The sequence below is a fragment of the Superficieibacter sp. HKU1 genome (assembly GCF_029319185.1).
Classification (GTDB): Bacteria; Pseudomonadota; Gammaproteobacteria; order Enterobacterales; family Enterobacteriaceae; genus Superficieibacter.
Genome location: NZ_CP119754.1, coordinates 3068604 through 3085631, shown reverse-complemented (window position 1 = coordinate 3085631; position 17028 = coordinate 3068604). Strand labels below are relative to the sequence as shown.

The following is a 17028-nucleotide window of genomic DNA, read 5'->3' as shown; positions in this document are numbered from 1 at the left end:
CAGGCATCCCCTTTAACGTCAGGCGCTTTTGCGGCTGATCAGCGGTCCCTGACCGTTTGTTGCCGCGCGATCCAGCACTTCCTGAATGACCGACGAGAGTTCGTTAATCTCAAACTTGGCCACGTAGCCGTCGGCCTGCACTTTACGAATATGATCTTCGTTAGCATTGCCGGACAGCGACGAGTGGATCACCACCGGAATGTGTTTCAGGCGCTCATCGGTTTTGATCTTGCGGGTGAGGGTGAAGCCATCCATCTCCGGCATCTCGAGGTCGGTGAGCACCAGCGAAATTTTATCGGTCACCGGTACGCCTTCATTGCGGGCTTCTTCAGCCAGCTTTTCGATTTTTTCCCACGCTTCTTTACCGGTAATATGCAGCTGCGCCGGGATTTCCATCGACTCCAGCGCTTTCGCCAGCATCATTCTTGCCACTTTCGAATCCTCCGCCACGATGGCGGTAGAGCCGTCTTTGACCTTAAATTTTTGCGTCTGCAAGTTGGTGGCGTGCAGATCGTGTTCCGCCGGAACGATGTCATACAGGATCTGTTCAACGTCGATAACCAGCGCGAGATTATTACTGTTTTTATCTTCATCAAGACAGGCAATGCTGGTGATGTATTGACCGTTAATGGCTTTCTCGGCGGTGTGGATCTGCGTCCAGTCGAGGCGAATAATGTTTTCCACCGATTCCACCGCAAAGGCCTGCACGCTGCGGGCGTACTCCGTAATTAACAGAATATTCAGCCCTGTTGAGGGCTTACAGCCAGCGACGGCAGGCAGATCGATCACCGGAATAATTTGATCGCGAATATTGACCATTCCGAGCAGCGGCGGCTTGATCCCCGCCGGGCGCGTGAAGGCCGGCATCGGCACAATCTCGCGCAGCTTAAAGACGTTAATGCCGAACAGCTCGGATTTCGCATCATGGGCGGACTCGCCCAGCCGAAACAGCAGCAGTTCGAAGCGGTTCGACAGGGTCAGATTGGCCCTGTCGTCGATGTCTTTCTGAAAAGTATCCATAAAGCCCTCAGGAGGTAAGGTAAACGCGAAACCGTATTACCGGGTTATCGGCACCTTGTAGAAAAAATCGAGGGCTTTACGTTCAAACCGTGACGACGGCGAAATCTTCCGCCAGTTGGGTTTCAGGAAAGATGCGACGGCATTCAGCCAGAAGCTCTGCGCAGCCAGCAGCATCGTAGCGGGAACTGACGTGAGTCACGACCAGCCTGCCAACCCCGGCCGCCTTTGCCAGTTCGGCGGTCTGGACCGTTGAGGAGTGCCCCCGGCTATTGGCTTTTTCCGCCATGGCGTGCTCCAGCGTGGTTTCATGCACCATCAGGTCCACGCCGTCAGCGAGGCTTAAGGCAGCGGGGCAGGGCGCGGTATCGCCAAAAATAGCCAGCGTTTTACCCGGCGTTGGCGCGCTCAGGTAATCCTGACCGTTAACCACCCGACCATCCTCCAGAGTGACGCTCAACCCCTGTTTGAGCTGCTGGAACAGCGGGCCGGGCGCAATGCCCTGGGCTTTCAGCGCGGCGGCATTCAGCGCGCCGGGTTTGTCGTGCTCCTCGATACGGTAGCCGTAACACTCGACCGGATGATTTAGGGCAAACGCCGTGACGGTATAGTGTTCGTCGCTAAACACGTGCCCGGCGCTGATTTCTTCAATCGTCAGCGGGTAATCGGTCCACGAGCCGCTTAAGCGCAGCGCGGTTTCGACAAACTCGCGTAACCCTTGTGGTCCGTAGAGCGTGAGCGGCTGCGGGTTACCCTGCATCGAACGGCTGCATAACAGGCCGGGCAGACCGAACAGGTGGTCACCGTGCAGATGGGTAAGAAAGATTTTATCCAGTTTGCCAGGATGGAAAGCGGTGTGAAGCAACTGGTGCTGAGTGCCTTCGCCACAGTCAAACAGCCATATGGCTGATGCGGTTGGCTGTTGCAAATTGACTAAAATCGACGTCATATTACGCGTACGGGTCGGCACCCCGGCGGACGTTCCCAAAAAAGTTAATTCCATCAATTGTTATCCTCGCCGCGTATGAAAACCTTATTATAACGCGACGATCTCATTAAGGAGCACGGCATGATTCAGTGGCAGGATCTTCATCATTCGCAGTTAACCGTTCCTCAGCTTTATGCGTTGCTCAAACTGCGCTGTGAAGTCTTTGTCGTTGAACAAAACTGTCCGTATCTGGATATTGATGATGACGATCTGGTGGGCGAGAACCGGCATCTCCTCGGCTGGCGCGATAATACGCTGGTGGCGTATGCGAGGATTCTGAAAAGTGACAGCGAATATGACCCGGTGGTGATTGGCCGGGTGATTGTCAGCGAGGCGGTTCGCGGTGAAAAACTGGGGTATCAGCTTCTCTCCAGAGCGGTGGCAAGCTGCGAGCAGCACTGGCCGCAGCACGCGTTATACCTGAGCGCGCAGGCTCATTTGCAAAATTTCTATGCCCGGTTCGGCTTCCGCCCGGTGACGGACATTTATCTTGAGGATGATATTCCGCATATCGGCATGGCACGCGAAGTTGACCAGGCGTAACGCAAAGTCATTGTCTATAGTTAACTGACTGGCCTTGTAAAACATGGAGAAAGCAAATGTCTTATCACTCTTATGAATCACGAATCGACGACGATCTGACTCTTCTGAGCGAGACGCTGGAGGAAGTACTGCGCTCCTCCGGGGATCCTACCGATCAGAAATACATTGAGCTGAAAGCCCGCGCCGAGCAGTCTCTGGAAGACGTGAAAAACCGCGTAAGCCAGGCGTCTGACACCTATTATTACCGGGCAAAACAAGTTGCTTACCGCGCCGATGACTACGTGCGTGAAAAACCGTGGCAGGGCGTGGGTATCGGTGCAGCAGCGGGTCTGGTACTGGGTCTGCTGCTTCGCGGCTAATTTTCTGACGCTCCCTCCTCATGGGTACTGCCTTTTACGGCAGTACCCTTTATAATTGCCGGGTTTTAAGCAGGAGACGTTTGATTCCCTGACTGTATAGCCCACGATCTTCCTTCTCTCTCTTGAAACCGCGTGACCGGATTTATTGCCGCTTTTGTTGCAATGACTCACACAATCCCGACCCATATCAAAAATTCATCATTTTCTATTATTTATAATGTGTCGCAATATTGATAGCGGACAAATTTATGTCAGTAAGCGCATTTAACCGACGCTGGGCGACGGTCATTCTTGAAGCCTTAACGCGTCACGGCGTACGGCATGTATGTATCGCACCCGGCTCCCGCTCCACGCCGCTGACGCTTGCGGCGGCGGCAAACCGAACGCTTATCCCGCACACCCATTTTGATGAGCGTGGGCTGGGACATCTGGCGCTCGGGCTGGCAAAAGTCAGCGGCGAGCCGGTAGCGGTGATTGTCACCTCCGGAACGGCGGTGGCGAATCTCTATCCGGCACTGATTGAGGCGGGGCTGACCGGTGAAAAACTTATTCTTCTCACCGCCGACCGTCCACCGGAGCTGATTGATTGCGGCGCAAACCAGGCGATTCGTCAGCCGGGCATGTTTGCCACTCATCCTGCCGGATCGCTGTCTCTGCCTCGCCCCAGCCCGGATATTCCTGCCAGATGGCTGGTGTCCTCCATTGACAACGCGCTCGGCACTCTGCACGCGGGCGGCGTCCATATTAACTGTCCTTTTGCCGAGCCGTTGTACGGTGAAATGGATGAGACCGACCTGGCGTGGCAACAGGCGCTGGGCGACTGGTGGCAGGATGAAAAGCCCTGGCTACAGAGTACCCTGACGCTTAAGAGCGAGACCCAGCGCGACTGGTTTTACTGGCGGCAAAAACGCGGTGTGGTGATTGCCGGCAGAATGAGCGCGAGCGAGGGAAAACAGGTTGCGGAATGGGCGAAAACGCTGGGCTGGCCGCTGATTGGCGATGTGCTGGCGCAGACCGGGCAGCCGCTGCCCTGCGCGGATTTATGGCTTGGCAATTCGCGTGCCGTCAGCGAGCTTCAGCAGGCGCAGATCGTGGTGCAGTTCGGCAGCAGTCTGACCGGGAAACGGCTGTTGCAGTGGCAAATGAGCTGCGCGCCGGAAGAGTACTGGCTGGTCGATAATCTTACCGGACGTCTTGATCCGGCACAGCACCGTGGACGTCGACTGGTCAGCACGGTAAGCGACTGGCTGGCGACGCATCCGGCAGAAAAACGCCAGCCCTGGTGCGTGGCCGTTCCGCAGCTGGCGCAGCAGGCATGGCAGAAAGTGCAGGCCAGTCGCGAGACGTTTGGCGAAGCACAGCTGGCGCACCGTATCAGCGACTATCTGCCGGAACAGGGGCAGCTTTTTGTCGGCAACAGCCTGGTGGTGCGTCTGATTGACGCCCTGGGCCAGCTTCCCGCTGGCTATCCGGTGTACAGCAATCGCGGGGCCAGCGGCATTGACGGGCTGATCGCCACCGCGGCGGGTGTTCAGCGTGCCAGCGCCAGACCGACGCTGGCGATGGTTGGTGATTTATCGGCCTTGTACGATCTTAATAGCCTGGCGCTGCTGCGTCAGGTCTCAGCACCGCTGGTGCTTATCGTGGTCAATAACAACGGCGGGCAGATATTTTCCCTGCTGCCGACCCCGGTTAACGAACGCGAACGTTTCTACACGATGCCGCAAAACCTTCACTTTGATCATGCGGCGGCAATGTTTGGCCTCGGCTATGCCCGCGTCAGTGACTGGGAAGCGTTTGAAGATGCGCTGGCGGGGGCATGGCGAATGCCTTCTGCAACGATTGTTGAGGTGGTGGTGAACGGCACCGACGGGGCGCAGACCCTGCAGCATCTTCTTGCCCAGGTAAGCCAGCTGTGAAACTCCATGCGGTGGCCAAACGTGGATCGGCGACGAAGCCCTGGCTGGTTTTCCTGCACGGTTTTTCCGGCGACCACCGCGAATGGCGTGAAATCGGGGAGCAGTTTCAGGACTATTCGCGTCTCTATATTGATTTGCCCGGTCACGGCGGTTCAGCGGCGCTGCGGGTTGATGATTTCGCCGACGTGGATGCGGCGCTTACCGCTACGCTAATTAGTTACAACATACTTGAAGTCTGGCTGGTGGGGTACTCGCTCGGCGGCCGCGTTGCGATGCACTGGGCTTGCCAGTCCAAATGGCCCGGATTGCGGGGCGTGGTGGTGGAGGGCGGGCATCCGGGCTTGCAGGATGACACAGCCCGCCACGATCGCTGGCTCTCAGACCAGCGCTGGGCCGGGCGCTTTCGTCACCCGCCGCTCGACGAGGTTTTTGCGCTCTGGTATCAGCAGCCCGTTTTTGCCTCGCTTACCGCCGCGCAGCGTGATGAACTGGTTTTACTCCGCCAGCAGAATAACGGTCCGGCGCTGGCGGATATGCTGCTGGCGACCTCGCTGGCGGTGCAGCCTGATTTACGCCCGGCACTCCATGCCCGGGATTTTCCCTTCTGGTATCTCTGCGGCGAGCGTGACGCGAAGTTCAGGGCGATTGCTGATGAACTTAACGTGCCTTGCCACTGTATTTCTGCCGCCGGACATAACGCCCACCGGGAAGCACCCGCTGGCGTTGCGGCCGCTCTGGTGCAGCTATTGCCACTCTGATCTAAGGAAACAAGATGATTTATCCTGATGAAAACATGCTTTACGCCCCCGCTGAATGGCAGGACTGTTCGGAAGGTTACACCGATATTCGCTATCAAAAATCTGCTGATGGCATCGCCAAAATCACCATTAATCGTCCGCAGGTGCGCAATGCGTTTCGTCCTCTGACCGTTAAAGAGATGATTCAGGCGCTGGCCGATGCCCGCTACGATGACAATATCGGGGCGATCATTCTGACCGGCGAAGGCGATCGGGCTTTCTGTGCCGGTGGCGATCAGAAAGTACGCGGTGACTACGGCGGCTATCAGGATGATTCTGGCGTTCATCATCTGAACGTACTGGATTTCCAGCGCCAGATCCGGACTTGTCCAAAACCGGTGGTGGCGATGGTGGCTGGCTATTCCATTGGCGGTGGTCACGTGCTGCATATGATGTGCGATCTGACGATTGCCGCTGAAAATGCAATTTTTGGTCAGACCGGGCCGAAAGTAGGTTCGTTTGACGGCGGCTGGGGTGCGTCTTACATGGCGCGTATCGTCGGGCAGAAAAAAGCGCGTGAAATCTGGTTCCTGTGTCGCCAGTACGATGCAAAACAGGCGCTGGATATGGGCCTGGTTAACACCGTGGTTCCGCTGGCGGATCTCGAAAAAGAGACCGTGCGCTGGTGTCGTGAGATGCTGCAAAACAGCCCGATGGCGCTGCGCTGCCTGAAAGCCGCGCTGAATGCTGACTGCGATGGTCAGGCTGGATTGCAGGAGCTGGCGGGTAACGCCACTATGCTGTTCTATATGACTGAAGAAGGGCAGGAAGGACGCAACGCGTTTAATCAGAAGCGTCAGCCTGACTTCAGTAAATTCAAACGGAACCCATAATGCGTCGCGCACAGGTCTGGCGTTGGCAGATCCCGATGGACGCGGGCGTCGTACTGCGGGACCGGCGTTTAAAAACCCGCGACGGTCTGTTTTTATGCCTGCGTGACGGTGAGCGCGAAGGGTGGGGAGAGATCTCCCCGCTGCCCGGGTTCAGTCAGGAAACCCGGGAAGAGGCGCAGGCTGAACTGCTTCAGTGGGCGCAGCGCTGGCAGCAGTACGGCGAGACTGACGTGCCCGTCCTCCCTTCGGTAGCGTTTGGCACCAGCTGCGCGCTGGCTGAGCTGAACGGCGAGCTACCGCAGGCGGCGGACTATCGCGCCGCACCGCTGTGCACCGGCGATCCGGATGAGCTTCTGCCGGTGCTGGCCGCGATGCCCGGCGAGAAAGTGGCGAAGGTGAAAGTCGGTTTGTATGAGGCGGTGCGTGACGGTATGGTGGTCAACCTGCTGCTGGAAGCCATTCCGGATCTGCAACTTCGGCTTGACGCCAACCGCGCCTGGACGCCGCTCAAGGCGCAGCAGTTTGCTAAATACGTTAACCCTGCCTGGCGTGATCGCATTGCCTTTCTGGAGGAGCCATGCAAAACCCGCGAAGATTCCCGCGCGTTTGCCGGGGAAAGCGGAATCGGTATCGCGTGGGACGAAAGCCTGCGCGAGGCGGATTTTGTGTTTGCTGCGGAGCCCGGACTGCGGGCGGTTATCATCAAGCCGACATTAACCGGCAGTGTGCAAAAGGTGCGTGAGCAGGTCAACGCCGCCCACGCGCTGGGGTTGACGGCGGTGATCAGTTCGTCGATTGAGTCCAGCTTAGGGCTGACCCAGCTGGCACGCATTGCCGCCTGGCTGACGCCGCAGACGATTCCCGGTCTTGATACCCTGAGTTTGATGCAATCGCAATTGCTTCGCCGTTGGCCCGGCAGCCCGTTACCGTGCCTGGATAAATGCGCGCTGGAGCCGCTGCTATGATCTTTACCGACTGGCCGTGGCGACACTGGCGACGGCTGCGGGGCGAGGCGCAGGCGCTGCGTCTCGACAACCAGACGTTAAGCTGGAGTACGCTGTGCCTGCGCATTGACGCCCTGGCGGCAGGCTTTGCGGCGCAGGGCGTGCGCGAGGGCGATGGCGTGATGTTACGCGGCGCGAATCATCCTTCGGTGCTCCTGTCATGGCTGGCGCTGTTGCAGTGCGGCGCAAGAGTACTGCCAGTCAATCCGCAGTTACCTCAGCCGTTGCTGGATCGGCTGCTGCCCCGGCTGACGTTGCATCATGCGCTGGATGCGGAAAGCGATGGGCATTTTCCCGGTCTCACCGCGTTAAGACTGGAAGAAACGGAAGGACAGGATGCCGTCGTCTGGCAGCCTCAGCGTCTGGCCTCAATGACCTTGACCTCCGGCTCAACGGGCCTGCCGAAAGCGGCGGTGCATACCTGCGAGGCGCATCTTGCCAGCGCCAAAGGCGTGCTGGCGATGATCCCCTTTGCCCGTGACGACGACTGGCTGCTCTCGCTGCCGCTGTTTCACGTCTCCGGGCAGGGAATACTCTGGCGCTGGTTACGGGCGGGTGCGCGGCTGACGGTGCGCGTGAAGCAGCCACTGGAGCAGGCGCTTGAAGGATGTACTCATGCTTCCCTGGTGCCGACGCAACTCTGGCGGCTGTTAGAGAACGATGCCCGCATCGCGCTGAAAGCCGTATTATTGGGCGGGGCGGCGATCCCGGTTGAGTTGACCCGCAAGGCGCAGCAGCGCGGCATTCGCAGCTGGTGCGGCTATGGTCTGACGGAATTCGCCTCAACGGTTTGCGCGAAGGAAGCGGACGGTCTGGCCGATGTGGGTACGCCGTTGCCGGGGCGAGAAATACAACTGGTCAACGGCGAAGTCTGGCTGCGTGCCGCCAGTATGGCTGAAGGTTACTGGCGTGACGGAAACGTATTGCCGCTGGTAAACGACCAGGGCTGGTTTGCCACCCGCGACTGCGGTGAACTGCGTGACGGCAGGCTAACCATTCTCGGCAGGCTGGATAATCTCTTTTTCAGCGGCGGGGAGGGCGTTCAGCCGGAAGAGGTGGAGCGGGTTATTGCCGCGCACCCGCAGGTGATGCAGGTATTTGTGGTGCCCGTCGCGGACCCGGAATTTGGCCAACGCCCGGTGGCGGTGGTGGAGAGCGATACGCCATTGAATAGCGCGCAGCTATCCCTGTGGGTTAAAGACAAACTCGCCGGTTTTCAGCAGCCGGTACGCTGGCTGCCACTGCCCGATACGCTCAAGACCGGGGGGATCAAAATCTCCCGGCAGGCGTTACAGGCGTGGGTAGCAGGGCAATAAGCAGACGAGGTGAAGGTTTTTGGCATGGTGTTAAACGACGCACCAGCGCACAACATGCCCGGCGGCGCTGCGCTTGCCCGGGCCTACGAGTAATGAAATCTCCACCCCGCAATGATCCCCAAACCACCAATGAAATGTAGGCCGGGTAAGGCGAAGCCGCCACCCGGCAATGCGGTGACAATGCCAGCTCATTGATATGGCAGAATTTTACAGGCCGGGCAAGCACAGCGCCGCCCGGCATAAAGCCCCTTCGGGTGATTAGTTTGCTTCCTTCAATGCCGCCAGCGCGGCCGCCACGCCTGCGCCGTACTCCGGATGCACTTCACTAAATAAGCCAATCTGCCGCTGCTGAATAAACTCCGGCACATCTTTCATATCCCCGGCAATGCGGGCGAACATCCGCTGATGCTCCTCTTCGCTCAGTAACTCATACAGCTTACGCGGCTGGCTGAAATAGTCGGTATCTTCGCGGTGATTCCAGTGATCGGCTGCACCTTCCAGGCTTAACGGCGGTTCGCTGTAATCCGGCTGCTCCTGGAACACGCCAAAGCTATTCGGTTCGTAGGTTGGACCGTTGCCGCTGTTGCCGTCCACGCGCATCGCGCCATCGCGATGGTAGTTATGGAACGGGCAGCGCGGGGCATTCACCGGGATCTGATGGTGATTGACGCCGAGACGGTAGCGGTGCGCATCGCCATAGGAAAACAGACGGCCCTGCAACATGCGATCCGGAGAGAAACCAATGCCCGGTACCACGTTAGCGGGCGACATCGCCACCTGTTCCACCTCGGCAAAATAGTTGTCCGGGTTACGGTTCAGTTCCAGCACGCCAACTTCAATCAGCGGATAATCCCCGTGCGGCCAGACTTTCGTCAGATCGAACGGGTTGTAAGGCACGTTTGATGCCTCAGCCTCTGGCATGATCTGCACGTAAAATGTCCAGCGCGGGAAATCGCCTTTTTCAATGGAATCAAACAAATCACGCTGCGAGCTTTCCCGATCTTCTGCCACCAGCCGTTTGGCCTCATCGTCCATCAGGTTGGCAATCCCCTGCCGGGATTTCAGGTGGAACTTCACCCAGAAGCGTTCGTTGTTATGGTTAATAAAACTAAACGTATGACTACCAAAACCATGCATCGTGCGATACGAGAAGGGCAGACCGCGATCGCTGAAATCAATGGTCAATTGATGCAGCGATTCCGGCAAATGCGAAAAGAAATCCCATTTATAGGTCGGATTGCGCAGGTTGGTGCGCGGATCGCGTTTCACTACGTGATTCAGGTCCGGGAATTTTAGCGGATCGCGCAGATAAAACACCGGCGTGTTATTACCGACTAAATCCCAGTTGCCTTCTTCGGTATAAAATTTAATCGAGAAACCGCGAATGTCGCGTTCGGCATCTGCCGCGCCGCGCTCACCTGCGACGGTAGAGAAGCGTAAAAACAGATCGGTTTTTTTGCCAACCGCAGAAAATAGGTTAGCGCGTGTGTAACGGGTAATATCCTGGGTGACGGTAAACGTACCATACGCACCAGAGCCTTTGGCGTGCATACGACGTTCCGGGATCACCTCGCGGTCAAAGTGTGCCAGCTTTTCCAGAAACCAGACGTCCTGTAACAGCATGGGACCGCGAGGACCGGCAGTGGCGACGTTATTATTATGCGCAACCGGTGCGCCAGCGGAGGTGGTTAATCCTTTTTTGCTCATCTTTATCTCCCGACATATCCGTCATACTTCAAACTGCATCAGGCTTATTTATCCCAGTTTCATCATTATCGATGTCCCTGGAGATATATTCATTTGCCTACTGTATGATGCAACTCGAATTATTCAGGATATAAATGTTAAAAAAATATTTAATTTCCGTTTAATTTAAGAAATTAATCTAGAGCATATTTGTAAGCAAAATATTGATCTCACGCAATTTGTCTTTCGCTATTACAACCATACCTTGTACCTCTCAACCTGGCGGTAATCCTGTTTTACATTTATTACCTGCGATCGCGTTTTTCGTGCATTGCTTCTCTCTGATTCAGCTGTACAATCCCGGCGTTTTGGGATGTTTACTTTGCATTTGTGTGGAAGCAATACAATGAAAAAAAGAATTCTGGTAGGCGTATGTGGACTGCTTTTTGTTTCTGCTGCCGCTAACGCGCTTAGCATTAGCGGCCAGGCCGGTGAGGATTACACCAATATCGACGTAGGGTTGGGCACCGAGTCTACTGGCCTGGCCATGACCGGCAACTGGGCGCATAACGATGATGACGGCGATATCGCTGGGCTGGGCTTAGGTTTAAATATTCCGCTGGGTCCGTTTTTGGCGACCGCTGGCGGAAAAGGTGTTTACCTTAATCCTCAGCAAGGCGATGAGGGCTATGCCGCGGCAGTTGGCGGTGGCCTGCAGTGGAAAATCGGCGATCGTTTCCGTCTGTTTGGCGAGTATTACTATTCTCCTGACTCCCTCTCCAGCGGGGTGAAAGATTACCAGGAAGCTAACGCGGGTGCGCGTATGACCATCATGCGTCCGTTAAGCGTTGAAGCCGGTTATCGCTATATCAATCTGTCCGGTAAAGATGGTGACCGCGACAGCGCGGTGGCAGACGGCCCTTACGTCGGCGTGAATGCCAGCTTCTGATCCCCACGGTGCGGTAAATCGCCGCGCCGCTTTTTTTCCCCTCCGCATGCGCTATAGTGAATCGTCCTCTTTTGCTGGAGAAAATGATGATAAATGTGGAGATGCTATCCACGGGTGACGAAGTGCTGCACGGGCAGATCGTCGATACCAACGCCGCCTGGCTTGCCGATTTTTTATTTACTCAGGGATTTCCGCTTTCTCGCCGCAATACGGTTGGCGATAACCTGGACGATTTAGTCGCCGTCCTGCGTGAGCGCAGCGAACATGCAGATGTGCTGATCGTTAACGGTGGACTGGGGCCGACCAGTGACGATTTAAGCGCCTTAGCCGCCGCCACGGCGAAAGGTGAAGCGCTGGTGCTGCATGAAGTGTGGCTGGTACAAATGGAGCGCTTTTTTAGCGAACGTGGACGCGTCATGGCCCCCAGTAACCGTAAGCAGGCCGAAATTCCGGCCAGCGCGGAGCTGGTGGACAATCCGGTGGGAACCGCCTGTGGATTTGCCCTTGAGCTTAACCGCTGCCTGATTTTTTTCACCCCCGGCGTGCCGTCGGAATTTAAAGTGATGGTCGAGCAGCAGATCCTGCCGCGTTTACAGAAACGTTATACCCACGTCGAACCGCCGCTGTGCCTGCGTCTGACCACCTTTGGTCGTTCAGAAAGCGATTTAGCGCAAAGCCTCGATCCGCTGGCATTGCCGCCGGGCGTCACGATGGGCTACCGCTCTTCAATGCCGATTATTGAACTGAAGCTGACCGGACCTGCCGCGCAGCGCGACGCGATGCTGGCCCTGTGGCCGGAAGTGAAACGCGTCGCCGGGGAGAGTCTGATTTTCGAAGGCACCGATGGACTTCCGGCGGAAATTACCCACCAGCTTCAGGAACGACAGCTTAGTCTGACCCTCAGCGAACAGTTTACCGCCGGTCTGGTGGCATTACAGCTTTCGCGCGCCGGAGCGCCGCTGCTGGCTTCAGAAGTGATCCCCGCCCAGCAAGAGACGCTGGCGCAGACGGCGCGCTGGGTGAGAGAGCGTCGCCGCAGCCATTTTGCCGGACTGGCGCTGGCAGTGACCGGGCTGGAGTCCGATCACCTGAACTTTGCCCTCTCTACCCCGGATGGTACGTGGGCGCTGCGGGTGAAGTTCAGTGCCACCCGTCATTCCCTTCAGGTCCGCCAGGAGGTTGCGGCGATGATGGCGCTCAATATGCTGCGCCGCTGGCTGGCGGGTAAACCGATTGCCAGCGAACACGGCTGGATTAACGTGGTGGAGTCGCTGGCGCTGTAGGCACTTCTGCTAATGTGGCGCTGTTACCCGTCCAGCGCTTTCGCCAGTAACGTAATGGGATGTTCACAGCGTTTGCTGGTGGACATCTCAATTTGCCATTTGCAGGTTTCGCAGTCCGTCACCACCAGATCGGCACCGCTCTCGTCAATTTGCCGAAATAGCGGCGCGCCTATTGCCTGCGACGTCGGGTAATTCTCCTTCTTGAAGCCGTAGGTGCCGGCAATTCCGCAGCACTGCGAGTCCAGCACCGTGAGTTCCAGCCCTGGGATCAGGCGCAGCAGCTCTAGCGTATACAGCGTCCAGCCCATTTTTTCCATATGGCACGGCGTGTGATACACCACTTTCAGCGGCAGCGTTTTCAGCGGCAGCCTTTGCCCCGCATCCAGTTTGCGCCATAGCCAGCGGGTTGCCAGTTCAATATGTTCGCGCAGTCCGCTATTGTCCACGTCCAGCACCTGCGGATATTCATCGCGCAGGGCAAACGTGCAGGTGGAAGAGGTCGCGATGACCGGGATACCTTTCTCACTAATCGCTTCCCGTAACGACGCCACATTGCTGACTGCCTGTTTGCGCGCCTTATCGGTAAAACCGTTGGCGATTAACGGCACGCCGCAGCATTTCTCTTTACTCAGTAGCTGTACGCCGGTGCCCATCGCATTCAGCACGCGAATGAGATCCTTACCCAGCTGCGGATGGTTGTAATTCACAAAGCAACCGTGGAAAAAGGCGACCTGATCGGGGTACTGCGCCTGCTGCGCCGCCACGCTCCGGTACCAGCGGCGGAAGGTGCCAAAAGAATATTTTGGCAGCGTGCGGCGGTGGTCAATTTTTAATGCATGATCAAGCAGTTGACGCACCGGCTTCAGCGAGGTTGCGGCGTTAACCACGGGCGCGAAGGGCGTGGACAGGCTGCCCATTAAATCGGTATGGCTCAGTATAATATTCCGTAATGAAGGACGCGTGGTAGCGTAGCGCGCGCGAGCCTGCTGGATAATGTCGCCAATCTTCACGTCTGACGGGCAGGCCACCTCACAGCGTTTGCAATTGATGCAGTATTTCAGCGCCTCGTCATACAGCGCGCCATCTTTCAGACGCAGCCGTTCGCCATCCGGCCCGGCCTGTTTCGGGCCGGGATAGCGTGGATTAACGCGGCTCACCGGGCATGCGGTAGTACAAACCGTGCATTTGATGCAGCTTTCAAAACGCGTATCGCTCATGACTGGCCTCCGGCAAGCGCGATAATGTGCCGGGCGGCAAATAGCGCGGTAACGGCTGAGACGCCGCCGCCGCAACCCTGGGCAATCGGATCAAATCCGCCAAGGACCGCGCCGACCGCGAACACATTGGTAAGGGTTTCGCCAGCCGCTTGCGGACGCAGGTGGCTATCGACCTTCACCCCAAATTGCTGCCACGGCTGAGGGGCAAAAAAATCACGCGCATACCAGTCGGCGCGGCTGGCGGTTTGCTGGACCTCAAGCCCTAAAACAGGCTCACGAATACCGTTGCGTTCGGCCAGCAGGCCATAGCTGAAAAAGCTGCCGCTGGCGAGAACCACAAAACGTGGACGCAGCGGAATATCCGCATGATGACGGGTCCAGACTTCGCTCACGTTTCCTTCGCTCAGCGTGACCCGCTTAACTTCGTCGCCAGGCAGCCAGGTACCGCCGGATTTAACGAACTGACGCTGTAGCTGACGATGCAGACGCAGACCAGGCACCGACGGCGGCAGCGTCGGTAATAAATGCAGCAAACAGGGAAGCCGCTGGCTTAACCATTCATAAAGGCGACGATCTTCCAGGCCAAAGCAGGCGGGCATAAACAGGGCATCGCAGCGCTGCGCCAGCGGCAGAAGCGCCTGATAAAGCCGCGGCCAGTGCGCTTCATCGTCCAGCACGCGGGCGATGGTGACGGCGCGAAATTCCGTGGGATTGTCGCGCAGCATATCCAGTTCTGGCAGGTCGATCTCGGCGACCTCCACCGTGGGTCCGTAGTCGCGCAGCGAGGCGGCTGCGAGGTGGGGCTGGAAATCCATCATGCCGGTAATGCCCGCCACGCAAATTCGCCGGGCAGTCAGCGGCGTGACGGGTACCTCCTGCGGGCTAAGCCAGGCGCTGCGCAGCGTGCCGAGCGGCGTCACGCGGGAGTGATTGTGGCTGAGGTTTCCCTGCATTAATGCCCCGCATTCCGCCAGCAGGTGCTGCGTTTGTTGGGCCAGCGTGAGCACCGTTTCCACCCCCAGCAGCGAATAGGGATGTTCTGGTGCCTGCACGCCAAGTTTTTCCAGACCGGTACGAATATCACTGACTGGCGTGCCATCCGGCAGGACGCTTAACAGATCGAGCGATCCGGAGGAGAAGGCGAGGGCGCTTTGCCCCCGGCTGACAATCGCACAGCGCAGACCTGCATTCTGTAATCGCAGCCCGCACAGCAGACCCGCCAGACCGCCGCCGATGATCACCGTATCAAATCTCATGCTTTTGCTCCTTCTCCAGACCGCACAGGCCCTGATAAACCCAGCGCGTAAATTCACTTTCGCGCAGCGCATCGCCCCACGCGACGGGCTGGATGCCTTTCCAGCGCTCGTTAAGAAAGTCGGAAAGCTGGCGTAATGACTGGGCTGATGTGGTGACGTTAAACCGCTGGAGCAGGCCTGCGGCGCGGCAGGCGCACAGTTCGCCCTGGCAGGTTCCCATGCCGACGCGGGTGCGGCGGCGCAGATCGAGCAGACTGTTGACGGCCAGATTTTCCACCGCGTACTGGACTTCTCCGGCGGTCACCGCTTCACATTCGCACACCACGCTGCGGTGCAGGCGGCCTTCGCCCAGCCAGGAGGGAGTGCGGTCGCCGTGGCGGTATACCGCCGAGCCGCGCAGCGGCGCAGGAAGCGAGATCATGCGTTGCAGCGTATGTTCCACCGGCCCCTGCGATCCGGGCAGCGGCGTGCTGGCGGTGGTGCACGGCTGATGGTTTCCCAGCTTGCGGCAGACGGCGTCGGTTGCCCATTCCGCCATCAGCCGGTAGGTCATCAGTTTGCCGCCGGTAATGGTAATAAAGCCTTCCATACCGTCGCGGCTGGCGTGATCGAAGAGAACAATGCCCCGGCTGACGTTGCGCCCGCTCGGATCGTCATCGCTGGCGACCAGCGGGCGAACCCCGGCATAGGCGCGTAAAATACGGGTCTGCGCCATAATCGGCGACAGCTTTTCCCCCTCGCGCAACAGAATATCCACTTCTTCGGCCGTCACCCGATTCTGGTCAATCTCAGCATAATCAATATGCAGGGAGGTGGTACCAATCAGCGAAATGGTATCGCCAGGCACCAGAATATCGGCGTCGGAAGGCTTGCGGCAGCGGTTGATCACGTGTTGATTAATACGGTGATCGAGGATCAGCAGCGATCCTTTGGCCGGAAACATGCGAATACTCAGGTCGGCATACTCCGCGATGCGCTGACCCCAAATCCCTGCCGCGTTGACCACGACCGGGGCATAAAGCGTCTGCGCTTCGCCGGTCAGATGATTAATGACATGCACGCCGCACACCGTCGCGCCGTTGCGCACCAGCCCGGTCACTTCATGGGCGGTAAGAATAGTGGCACCGTGCTCGCGGGCATCCAGCATGTTCGCGGCGGTCAGGCGGAAAGGATCGAGGGTGCCATCCGGGACTCTGACGGCACCCGTTAAGTGCGGGTTAACCGCGGGTTCAATCCGCCTGGCGAGGGCCGGGTCGATAATCTCCGCGCGGATCCCGGCGCTTTCGCAGGCGCTGACAAAGGTTGCCTGAAATGACAGCTCATCCTCTGGCAGGGTAATAAACAGGCCATCGGTGGGTTCAACGCAGTGGCGGGCGATGCGTTTGAGGATCTGATTTTCGCTAATGCACTCGCGCGCTGATTCGCCATCGGTCACCGCATAACGCGCGCCGCTGTGCAGCAATCCATGATTGCGCCCCGTGGCACCCGTCGCAATATCATGGCGTTCAAGAAGCGTAACCCGCAGCCCGCGCAGGGCGCTGTCGCGCGCGATACCGGCACCGGTGGCTCCGCCACCAATGACAATCACATCACTTTCCTGCGCTACCGGTGCCTTCATCGCCTTCCCCTTACTGTTCGTTTATTAACATTTAGCCATAGAAAAGGTAAGGAATGTTTGATTTCGAGCACATTCGCGCATTTTACGAAGATTAAATGTGACCGCATGCGCCTTTCTGAACATTTGTCATAAAAATGTAACAATCTGTGCTTTACTTCAGCCTGTGGTTGCCGATTTATAACGTATGAACCCCCTGAAGCAGACGTTCTGCTTTTTACCTCTGAATATGACATGGCCACGGAG

Annotated in this window: 15 protein-coding genes; 9 read left to right on the top strand and 6 right to left on the bottom strand. The window is 57.6% G+C overall.

Annotation, left to right across the window (positions count from 1 at the left end):
- Window positions 1-18: 18 nt before the first annotated feature.
- A complete protein-coding gene (locus P0H77_RS14750) occupies window positions 19-1020 on the bottom strand; it encodes a chemotaxis protein (protein WP_276157596.1) in 1002 nt (333 codons plus the stop codon).
- An 82-nt stretch (window positions 1021-1102) separates the two neighbouring features.
- Window positions 1103-2020 carry a ribonuclease Z gene (gene rnz, locus P0H77_RS14745; protein WP_276157595.1) on the bottom strand — a complete coding sequence of 306 codons (918 nt, stop codon included), beginning with the start codon at window positions 2018-2020 and terminating at the stop codon, window positions 1103-1105.
- Window positions 2021-2086: 66 nt separating this feature from the next.
- Between rnz and P0H77_RS14740 the strand changes: the two genes are divergently transcribed.
- From P0H77_RS14740 to menE, 7 genes are all read left to right on the top strand, one after another.
- Window positions 2087-2548: a GNAT family N-acetyltransferase gene (locus P0H77_RS14740; RefSeq protein WP_276157594.1), complete on the top strand. Its 462-nt coding sequence runs from the start codon at window positions 2087-2089 to the stop codon at window positions 2546-2548.
- Between the two features lie 56 nt (window positions 2549-2604).
- Window positions 2605-2907, top strand: coding sequence for a stress response protein ElaB (gene elaB / locus P0H77_RS14735; protein WP_103674351.1), 303 nt, complete (start codon window positions 2605-2607; stop codon window positions 2905-2907).
- A gap of 248 nt (window positions 2908-3155) precedes the next feature.
- On the top strand, window positions 3156-4826 hold the full coding sequence (gene menD / locus P0H77_RS14730) for a 2-succinyl-5-enolpyruvyl-6-hydroxy-3-cyclohexene-1-carboxylic-acid synthase (RefSeq protein ID WP_276157593.1): 1671 nt from the start codon (window positions 3156-3158) through the stop codon (window positions 4824-4826).
- The gene (gene menH / locus P0H77_RS14725) at window positions 4823-5584 is read left to right on the top strand and encodes a 2-succinyl-6-hydroxy-2,4-cyclohexadiene-1-carboxylate synthase (RefSeq protein ID WP_276157592.1); all 762 of its coding nucleotides are present in this window, start codon (window positions 4823-4825) and stop codon (window positions 5582-5584) included. The genes menD and menH overlap by 4 nt, the downstream gene beginning before the upstream one ends.
- Window positions 5585-5598: 14 nt before the next feature.
- Entirely contained in the window at window positions 5599-6456 is an 858-nt protein-coding gene (gene menB / locus P0H77_RS14720) for a 1,4-dihydroxy-2-naphthoyl-CoA synthase (RefSeq protein ID WP_276157591.1), read from the top strand.
- Window positions 6456-7421: an o-succinylbenzoate synthase gene (gene menC / locus P0H77_RS14715; protein ID WP_276157590.1), complete on the top strand. Its 966-nt coding sequence runs from the start codon at window positions 6456-6458 to the stop codon at window positions 7419-7421. Before menB ends, menC begins: the two co-directional genes overlap by 1 nt.
- Window positions 7418-8776: an o-succinylbenzoate--CoA ligase gene (gene menE / locus P0H77_RS14710; RefSeq protein WP_276157589.1), complete on the top strand. Its 1359-nt coding sequence runs from the start codon at window positions 7418-7420 to the stop codon at window positions 8774-8776. Before menC ends, menE begins: the two co-directional genes overlap by 4 nt.
- A gap of 258 nt (window positions 8777-9034) precedes the next feature.
- Here the strand turns inward: menE and katA are convergent, their stop codons facing one another.
- Window positions 9035-10483, bottom strand: a complete 1449-nt coding sequence (katA, locus tag P0H77_RS14705) for a catalase KatA (protein WP_276157588.1) — start codon at window positions 10481-10483, stop codon at window positions 9035-9037.
- A gap of 385 nt (window positions 10484-10868) precedes the next feature.
- Between katA and P0H77_RS14700 the strand changes: the two genes are divergently transcribed.
- Window positions 10869-11411 carry a YfaZ family outer membrane protein gene (locus P0H77_RS14700; protein WP_276157587.1) on the top strand — a complete coding sequence of 181 codons (543 nt, stop codon included), beginning with the start codon at window positions 10869-10871 and terminating at the stop codon, window positions 11409-11411.
- Between the two features lie 86 nt (window positions 11412-11497).
- Window positions 11498-12694, top strand: a complete 1197-nt coding sequence (locus P0H77_RS14695; RefSeq protein WP_276165147.1) for a nicotinamide mononucleotide deamidase-related protein YfaY — start codon at window positions 11498-11500, stop codon at window positions 12692-12694.
- 23 nt (window positions 12695-12717) lie between these two features.
- On the opposite strand, the gene glpC is transcribed toward P0H77_RS14695, so the two are convergent.
- From glpC to glpA, 3 genes are read right to left on the bottom strand one after another with little or no spacing between them, the layout of a single operon-like run.
- Window positions 12718-13911: an anaerobic glycerol-3-phosphate dehydrogenase subunit GlpC gene (glpC, locus tag P0H77_RS14690; RefSeq protein ID WP_276157586.1), complete on the bottom strand. Its 1194-nt coding sequence runs from the start codon at window positions 13909-13911 to the stop codon at window positions 12718-12720.
- Complete coding sequence (gene glpB / locus P0H77_RS14685; protein WP_276157585.1) at window positions 13908-15167, bottom strand: glycerol-3-phosphate dehydrogenase subunit GlpB; 1260 nt, start codon at window positions 15165-15167, stop codon at window positions 13908-13910. Before glpB ends, glpC begins: the two co-directional genes overlap by 4 nt.
- A complete protein-coding gene (gene glpA, locus P0H77_RS14680) occupies window positions 15157-16785 on the bottom strand; it encodes an anaerobic glycerol-3-phosphate dehydrogenase subunit A (RefSeq protein WP_276157584.1) in 1629 nt (542 codons plus the stop codon). The genes glpB and glpA overlap by 11 nt, the downstream gene beginning before the upstream one ends.
- Window positions 16786-17028: the final 243 nt, after the last annotated feature.

What these genes read in the sequence shown, in the direction of transcription:
- P0H77_RS14750 (WP_276157596.1), bottom strand. Translation starts at nt 1,020, where the DNA reads ATGGATACTTTTCAGAAAGACATCGACGACAGGGCCAATCTGACCCTG.
- rnz (WP_276157595.1), bottom strand. Translation starts at nt 2,020, where the DNA reads ATGGAATTAACTTTTTTGGGAACGTCCGCCGGGGTGCCGACCCGTACG.
- P0H77_RS14740 (WP_276157594.1), top strand. Translation starts at nt 2,087, where the DNA reads ATGATTCAGTGGCAGGATCTTCATCATTCGCAGTTAACCGTTCCTCAG.
- elaB (WP_103674351.1), top strand. Translation starts at nt 2,605, where the DNA reads ATGTCTTATCACTCTTATGAATCACGAATCGACGACGATCTGACTCTT.
- menD (WP_276157593.1), top strand. Translation starts at nt 3,156, where the DNA reads ATGTCAGTAAGCGCATTTAACCGACGCTGGGCGACGGTCATTCTTGAA.
- menB (WP_276157591.1), top strand. Translation starts at nt 5,599, where the DNA reads ATGATTTATCCTGATGAAAACATGCTTTACGCCCCCGCTGAATGGCAG.
- menC (WP_276157590.1), top strand. Translation starts at nt 6,456, where the DNA reads ATGCGTCGCGCACAGGTCTGGCGTTGGCAGATCCCGATGGACGCGGGC.
- menE (WP_276157589.1), top strand. Translation starts at nt 7,418, where the DNA reads ATGATCTTTACCGACTGGCCGTGGCGACACTGGCGACGGCTGCGGGGC.
- katA (WP_276157588.1), bottom strand. Translation starts at nt 10,483, where the DNA reads ATGAGCAAAAAAGGATTAACCACCTCCGCTGGCGCACCGGTTGCGCAT.
- P0H77_RS14700 (WP_276157587.1), top strand. Translation starts at nt 10,869, where the DNA reads ATGAAAAAAAGAATTCTGGTAGGCGTATGTGGACTGCTTTTTGTTTCT.
- P0H77_RS14695 (WP_276165147.1), top strand. Translation starts at nt 11,498, where the DNA reads ATGATAAATGTGGAGATGCTATCCACGGGTGACGAAGTGCTGCACGGG.
- glpC (WP_276157586.1), bottom strand. Translation starts at nt 13,911, where the DNA reads ATGAGCGATACGCGTTTTGAAAGCTGCATCAAATGCACGGTTTGTACT.
- glpB (WP_276157585.1), bottom strand. Translation starts at nt 15,167, where the DNA reads ATGAGATTTGATACGGTGATCATCGGCGGCGGTCTGGCGGGTCTGCTG.
- glpA (WP_276157584.1), bottom strand. Translation starts at nt 16,785, where the DNA reads ATGAAGGCACCGGTAGCGCAGGAAAGTGATGTGATTGTCATTGGTGGC.